Genomic DNA, 5,982 nt, shown 5'->3' with positions numbered 1-5,982 from the left:
CCGACCGTGCCCGCGGGAACCCAGACCCAGATGCTGAGACGGCTTGTCTCGCCGGAAATGCACGATACATCGAGCGGAACGTTGGCGAATTCGTCGGTCCCGCCGCCTTGCGGCGTCCGCGACAGCCGATTGGCGATCAGACCGCCGGCACTGCAGTGTATGCCGTTGTCCGACCAGCAGTACTCCACGAAGTGCCGTGCCAGGTTCACCTTGGCCTCGGTGCGCAGCGCCACGCGGGCGCGCAGGTAGTCGTGGTCATTGGGGCACGTGGCTGTGATATTGAAATGGTCCTGGTCGCCCTGGGGCCAGACGCGGCCGGTCTTGCGCTGGGTGGTGGCCATTGCCGACAGGTCCTTGCCCCAGAAGGCGTTGGGATAGTCCTGCCCCGGCTCGCCGAGCTCGTCGTTGTCTGGCGGGGTCGGCGCGGGCGGGTTGGTGTCCGCGTTCGGGTCGCAGTTCGCGGCGCCGCCGGCGCGAGGCCAGTAGAACGACTGGCGCGTTCGCTCCGGTCGATGGTGGGGTTTCGCAACATCGCGGTCCATGACTACCGCAAGCTCGATCTCGACATCGTGCAGGCCATCATCGATAAAAAGCTCGACGATCTGCTCGAGTTCACGCGACTGACGCTCGAGCGCGAGGCCCAGGCTTGATTTTGGCGGTTTTTGGTGAAGCGAAAGATTCAAGGAGAGCAGCGGTTCATGAGCACCATCGTCACGTTTGGAGAGGTCATGCTGCGGCTGTCGCCGCCGGGTTACACGCGCTTCACGCAGGCCGCGTCTTTGGAGCTCACGTTCGGGGGGGCGGAGGCCAACGTTGCCGTGGCGCTGGCGCAGCTGGGTCTGGAAACGCGCTTCGTGACCGTTCTGCCAGACAACGACCTGGCCCAAGCCTGCATCAATCAGCTGCGCGGGCTGGGCGTCGACACCCGTTTCATCCAGCGTGGCGGCGAGCGCATGGGCATCTACTTCGCGGAGAAGGGCGCCTCCCAGCGTCCCTCGAGCGTGATCTACGATCGGGCCGCCAGTGCGATCGCACGCATGGACCCGAGCTCCTTCGACTGGAAGGCCATGCTGGCGGGGGCGTCGTGGTTTCACTGCACCGGGATTACCCCCGCACTTTCGGAGCCTGCCGCAGCAGGCACCCGGCTTGGTTTGAGCGCCGCCAAAGAAGCCGGCTTGATTACGAGCTGCGATCTCAACTACCGCAAAAAACTCTGGTCTCGAAACGAGGCTCGCAGGGTGATGGGCGAGCTCATGCCTCTTGTCGATTACTGTATCGCCAACGAGGAAGATGCCGACGACGTGTTTGGAATCAAGGCCGGCAGCACCGACGTGACCTCCGCCACCTTGGACAGGGGCCGCTACCAAGACGTGGCCAGACAACTGTCGGAGCGCTTCGACCTCGCTGGCGTGGCCATTACGCTGAGAGAGAGCCTGTCCGCTTCCCGCAACGGCTGGTCCGGCATGCTGTACACGAGCGGCAAGGCGGTCTTCTCCCGGCGCTATGAGATCGACATCGTGGATCGGGTGGGGGGCGGCGACGCCTTCGGCGCCGGGCTGATCTACGCCCTCGTCAACGGCAAGGATCCCGCCAGCGCCATCGAGCTGGCGTCGGCAGCCAGCTGCCTCAAGCACACCATCGAAGGCGACTATTGCCTGGTCAAGCTCTCCGAAGTCGAACGCCTCGCCGGCGGCGATGCCTCAGGACGCGTTCAGCGGTAGCGGCGCGCGAAGCCGCTTGAGCACCGCAAGGAACCTAGCGATGATGCCCGGCTCGTCAGCCGGCGACGACCTCCCAGGAGGTCTTGCGGTAGCGTTGCGCCAGGGGCAAGGCCGCTGCCGAGAAGGCAAGGGCCGCCAGGTAAACGGCGCCAGGGAGCATCGCAAGGAAGGCGACCAGGAGGTACTGGACCGCCAGGTGCATCCCCTCGAAGCGAACCCGTGCCAGCCTGCGAGCCCAGGGCCGGAGCTTCATGGGCGTAGAAAAGGTCCTGTTCGTCTCGCCACAAAAGCGCGCCACCACCCCCGAGCTCCAAGGCACGCGCAATCCGAGCTTCGCCGTTGGCCGCCATCAGCCCGAAGCCTACCGAGCCGCCGTCGACGCCCTGCTTGTGGATCGGACTGCTCTTGTTGCCAAGGCAAGACATCTCGATGGAGAAGGCCGCAACGATTGCTGGGCTCAACCGTCGGGACTTCATCCTGGAGTTGGCAGCTCGCAAGGTCGATGTCTTCAAGCTGGAGTGACGAGCGCGTCGATGTGATGCCTGAGGTTCCCGGGATGGGGAATGACGTCTCCTTGGGGGTTGCGTAGAGGCCAGGGGTTTGATCTCCTGTCGTGCGCAACGAACCCCGCCTTGGCAGCTCCGCCACATCACGAGCCCGTCCTGCGCGACGAGTCCGGCCCCGCGACCCCGATCATCCAGCTGCTGGCCGCCCCCACCGCCCCCGCCGTGGCGTCCTCAAGCCTCAAGGCGGGTCAGGCCGCTCGCTCGCCGCAGTCGCGGGAAGACTACGGGCGGCTCCACAGCGCATTAATGCCGGCTACCACCCCATCGCGACGCGCTCACAGGGGCGGAGCCACGGGCATCGCTGGGGTGTCGCTCAAGCACCACAGGCGCACGCCCATGTATGTTCCCGCCGCGAGATACCTACCGTCGGGGGTAAACGTGGCGCCATACGTACCATTGAACGGCGACCACAGCTGACGCACAAGTGCGCCGTCTCGCACGCGGAAGAGCGCGATCTCGCCTCGCTGCGGCCTGAACCCAGGATGGCTAGCCGGTACCGCCACGAGCCGTCCATCGTGCGAGAAGCTTGGGTGGCCACCTACACGCCTTGCCGCGACCGCACCAACGGGAGGCGGAGTCGCAAGCTCACGAAGCAGTCGCAGATCCGGAGCCGACCAGAGTCGCACAAGGCCCTTGAAGTCGGCGGTCACGATGCGAGTGCCATCGGGGGAGACATCGAGCTCGACCAGAGCATGTTCGTGGCCCGTCTCTACTTCGGCCAGCAACTCCAAAGTCGCCACATTCCAAACTTTGATCCGCACGCCGTGAACCCCAGTGCCATCTTGGCGCTCAGGACCGATGCTAATCACCTGCCCACCGTCACTTGACCACTGCATATCGCCGATGCCTCCCTCGTGCCCCGGCAGAGCGCCAACGAAGCTGCCGTCCAGGGCGTTCCAGAAGCGAATCCTCCCTGGAGCATCGCTCGGACCTGGCCCAGCGAGCGTTGTGAGATCGGGCGACAAGTGCATCGGACCGTTGCGATCCGGCTGCTTGCCCTGGCTGGCGTAGCGGAAGATCCTGGCCGGTCTCTCCTGTCCTAGGTCCCACAGGTTCGCTTCGTCGTTGGTATTGACCAGCAACAGGTCGTTGCTGCCAAAGCTGACCATGCCCTGGTTCTGGCCTGGACGGCGCTCGAATACACGGACCAGCGCTCCGCGCGCCATGTCCCAAACTTGTGCGTTGTCCCCGGCCCGAGCGAAAGCCACGTAGCGGCCGCTTGGCGCAACGGCCACCCTCCAAATCCTGCCGGAGGGTGAGAGGAAGGGATGCACCAGCGCCTTCCCGTCCGAGACCCGCCACACCCAACGCCAGTAGTCCGCTGCAGCCAAATGCCGTCCATCGGGCGAAAACGCGAGCGTTCTCACGCTTCCAACGGTGCGGAGCTCGTGTACCATGGTCCGATCGACGACGCGCCATACAAAGACACGGTCCTGCTGGTCTGAAGCGGCAAGCCACTGCCCGTCACTCGACAAGGCGACTTGGCTCAGGCTCGCGCCGGGGATACGAAGCTCGCGACTTGGTCCGGGGTCCGAGAGCTGTTTGAGCAGGACGCTGCCGGCACTCGCAAGCGCTATCCGGTCGTTGCTCGACACAGCTACCGCGCTGGCTCTCCCCGAGTGGATTTGGGCCAGCCGCTCGCCCGTCTGCTGGGAATGCAACGTCACACCCGTTTGGCTAGCAACCGCGAAACGCTGCCCGTCAGGCAGAGGTGCGACGCGCACTTCCTTGCCTAGGGACGACAGAGTCCAACGGGCCGGTGCGTCGGTGCCGAACGGTCGCAGCGATACGCCGCCCTCTGTGTCGACCACAAACACGGCATCATCCGCGGCTGCGAACACGACCTGTGCAGGGTCGGTGCGGAGCGCGACCCTGGCAAGCTCGTTGGCCGATGCGGCGCGCCAAAAACGCAGCATGTTGTCGTCGCCCACACTCGCTGCAACGTCGCCCTTGGCTGACAGGGACGCATCGCGAACCCAGTCTGTGTGGCGAGCGAAGGTCCGCTCCACCGAGAAATCCTCGCCGCGCAGGACCGTCACGCCCATCGCGTTGGTCACAGCGAGTCGCGCGCCGCCAAAGGTGAGGCTGTGCGCCGTGGGATCGAGATCGCGGCAAGGCAGATCCTCGCTGGACACGCTCGCTAGCGTGGGCGTGAGACCAGTCGACGCATCGCCGCCTACACCGCCGGAGTCCGGGGCGCCTGTATCCGCTCGCATCCCAGCGTCGACCAACGGAATTTCCGCATCGACAGCTTGCGCTCCAGCATCGGGCTTGTGTGGGACCGCACCGCCTTCATTTTGCGTTGCGGAGGCGTCGCCGACCGTCTTGGCGTCGCCTCGCACGCGCGCGTCCTCGCTTCCAGCATCGGCTACCGCAATCGAAGCGCCTTCCGTGTCGCCGGCGCAACCGCCCAAAGCCAACGTGACGAAACCGACAGCCAGTCGTTGCAACCGCCCACCGTACATTGCTCCCGCGAGTGTACCGGAGTCGATTTTCGAACTCCAGCGCAGAGGTTCAACGTGCGAAGCTTCAGATCGGCAGCAACCCCGTGTACGTCTCTTCCCAGAACATGCGCGGTATGGAAGGCGGCTCGGTCTCGGGGCGTGTTACTGTCACCGTCGGAGCTCGGTATGCCCCGCTCGACGGCGGATCGGGCGCGCAGGCACACCGGCCGATTGCGCTCGAAGTAAGTCATCCTAACCAACTGTGGTTGCAGTGCGCTTCACGACGCTAGATCCAGCTCCTTGAGCCGTCTGGGATCTTTGGCAAGCAGCCGCAGCAAATTGCTCATCGCAGCACTAACCAACACCTGACCCGACTCATACTTCTGGAACGCCCGGGGGGCCGCCTCCAAGAATCTCACCGACCTGCCGCTGAGAGAGCTGGAGCTCTTCGCGTATGGCCGCGATCTCTTGCGGCCGAAGCAGGCCCTCCACCTCGGCCCTCAACTCCATGAACTGACGCTCGTTCGCCTTCAGGGCCTGGCTATCGAGGATTCCTTCGTCGCATGAGTCACACCACCAACCACGTGTTCGAATGCTCCGCGAGTGCCCCTTGCATTGCAGTCGGTCAGCCTTTGTCTTGAGCTTCATCGTTCCACCGCACGACGGGCATGGCTGGGTCTTTCGAGTCTTGTTACTGGACATCGCTACTTCTCTCTCCTTGAGCGAAATCACCAGGTGGCCCTCCAAATCCACGGTAAACTTCACGTAGAGGAGCATGCCACGCCGCCGGCCCGACCCAGGTTGGCGTCCGCCGGCGTGCGCCGGCACTTTCGCCACCACCGGTAGCGTAAGTGTGCGAAATGAGCTGCGGTGGTGTCCGGCACGCTTGGTGCGGTGTGCGAAGCATGACGCAACCACGCTACATCGTCCCTGGAATGACGGTGATGGTCACGCGCCGCACGCTGCGCCGCACCCACCTGTTTCGTCCAGACCCCGAGCTGACCGAGCTCTACCGGTATTGACTGGCCGTGAGCGCGCAGCGGCACGGGATACGTTTGCACTGTGCAATCTTGATGTCATCCCACCATCATCTGGTGCTTAGGGCCCACGGAAGAATAACTCATCCATCTCACCGGTTCCGACCACCGCTGGCTATGTTGCGCCTCCTCGAAATATCCCCAGTATTCCTCGTCGTTGCGCCTTGCCAACGGCGCCCGGCCCTCGGCGATACAGACGAGTTATTCTTCCGTG

7 protein-coding genes are annotated in these 5,982 nt (G+C 64.3%); 3 read left to right on the top strand and 4 right to left on the bottom strand.

The features are described 5' to 3' along the window. Positions 1-542, bottom strand: a 542-nt coding sequence (locus tag MJD61_10665) for a hypothetical protein (protein MCG8555732.1), incomplete at its 3' end; no start/stop codon positions are given. On the opposite strand from MJD61_10665, the gene MJD61_10660 reads away from it, so the two are divergent. Beyond that, positions 513-650, top strand: a complete 138-nt coding sequence (locus tag MJD61_10660) for a DUF86 domain-containing protein (protein ID MCG8555731.1) — start codon at positions 513-515, stop codon at positions 648-650. The genes MJD61_10665 and MJD61_10660 overlap by 30 nt on opposite strands. 48 nt (positions 651-698) lie before the next feature. Then, positions 699-1,721 carry a sugar kinase gene (locus MJD61_10655; protein ID MCG8555730.1) on the top strand — a complete coding sequence of 341 codons (1,023 nt, stop codon included), beginning with the start codon at positions 699-701 and terminating at the stop codon, positions 1,719-1,721. A gap of 55 nt (positions 1,722-1,776) precedes the next feature. Here the strand turns inward: MJD61_10655 and MJD61_10650 are convergent, their stop codons facing one another. Further along, positions 1,777-2,040 (bottom strand): hypothetical protein, encoded by a 264-nt coding sequence (locus MJD61_10650; protein MCG8555729.1) that lies wholly within the window; start codon positions 2,038-2,040, stop codon positions 1,777-1,779. Positions 2,041-2,150: 110 nt separating this feature from the next. On the opposite strand from MJD61_10650, the gene MJD61_10645 reads away from it, so the two are divergent. Beyond that, complete coding sequence (locus MJD61_10645; protein ID MCG8555728.1) at positions 2,151-2,243, top strand: UPF0175 family protein; 93 nt, start codon at positions 2,151-2,153, stop codon at positions 2,241-2,243. A 319-nt stretch (positions 2,244-2,562) separates the two neighbouring features. Here the strand turns inward: MJD61_10645 and MJD61_10640 are convergent, their stop codons facing one another. Further along, positions 2,563-4,737, bottom strand: a complete 2,175-nt coding sequence (locus MJD61_10640) for a WD40 repeat domain-containing protein (GenBank protein MCG8555727.1) — start codon at positions 4,735-4,737, stop codon at positions 2,563-2,565. 369 nt (positions 4,738-5,106) lie between these two features. Further along, the gene (locus MJD61_10635) at positions 5,107-5,433 is read right to left on the bottom strand and encodes a type II toxin-antitoxin system MqsA family antitoxin (protein ID MCG8555726.1); all 327 of its coding nucleotides are present in this window, start codon (positions 5,431-5,433) and stop codon (positions 5,107-5,109) included. Positions 5,434-5,982: the final 549 nt, after the last annotated feature.

This window comes from Pseudomonadota bacterium (assembly GCA_022361155.1).
Lineage (GTDB): Bacteria > Myxococcota_A > Polyangia > Polyangiales > JAKSBK01 > JAKSBK01.
This window is presented reverse-complemented; position numbering and strand designations above follow the sequence as displayed.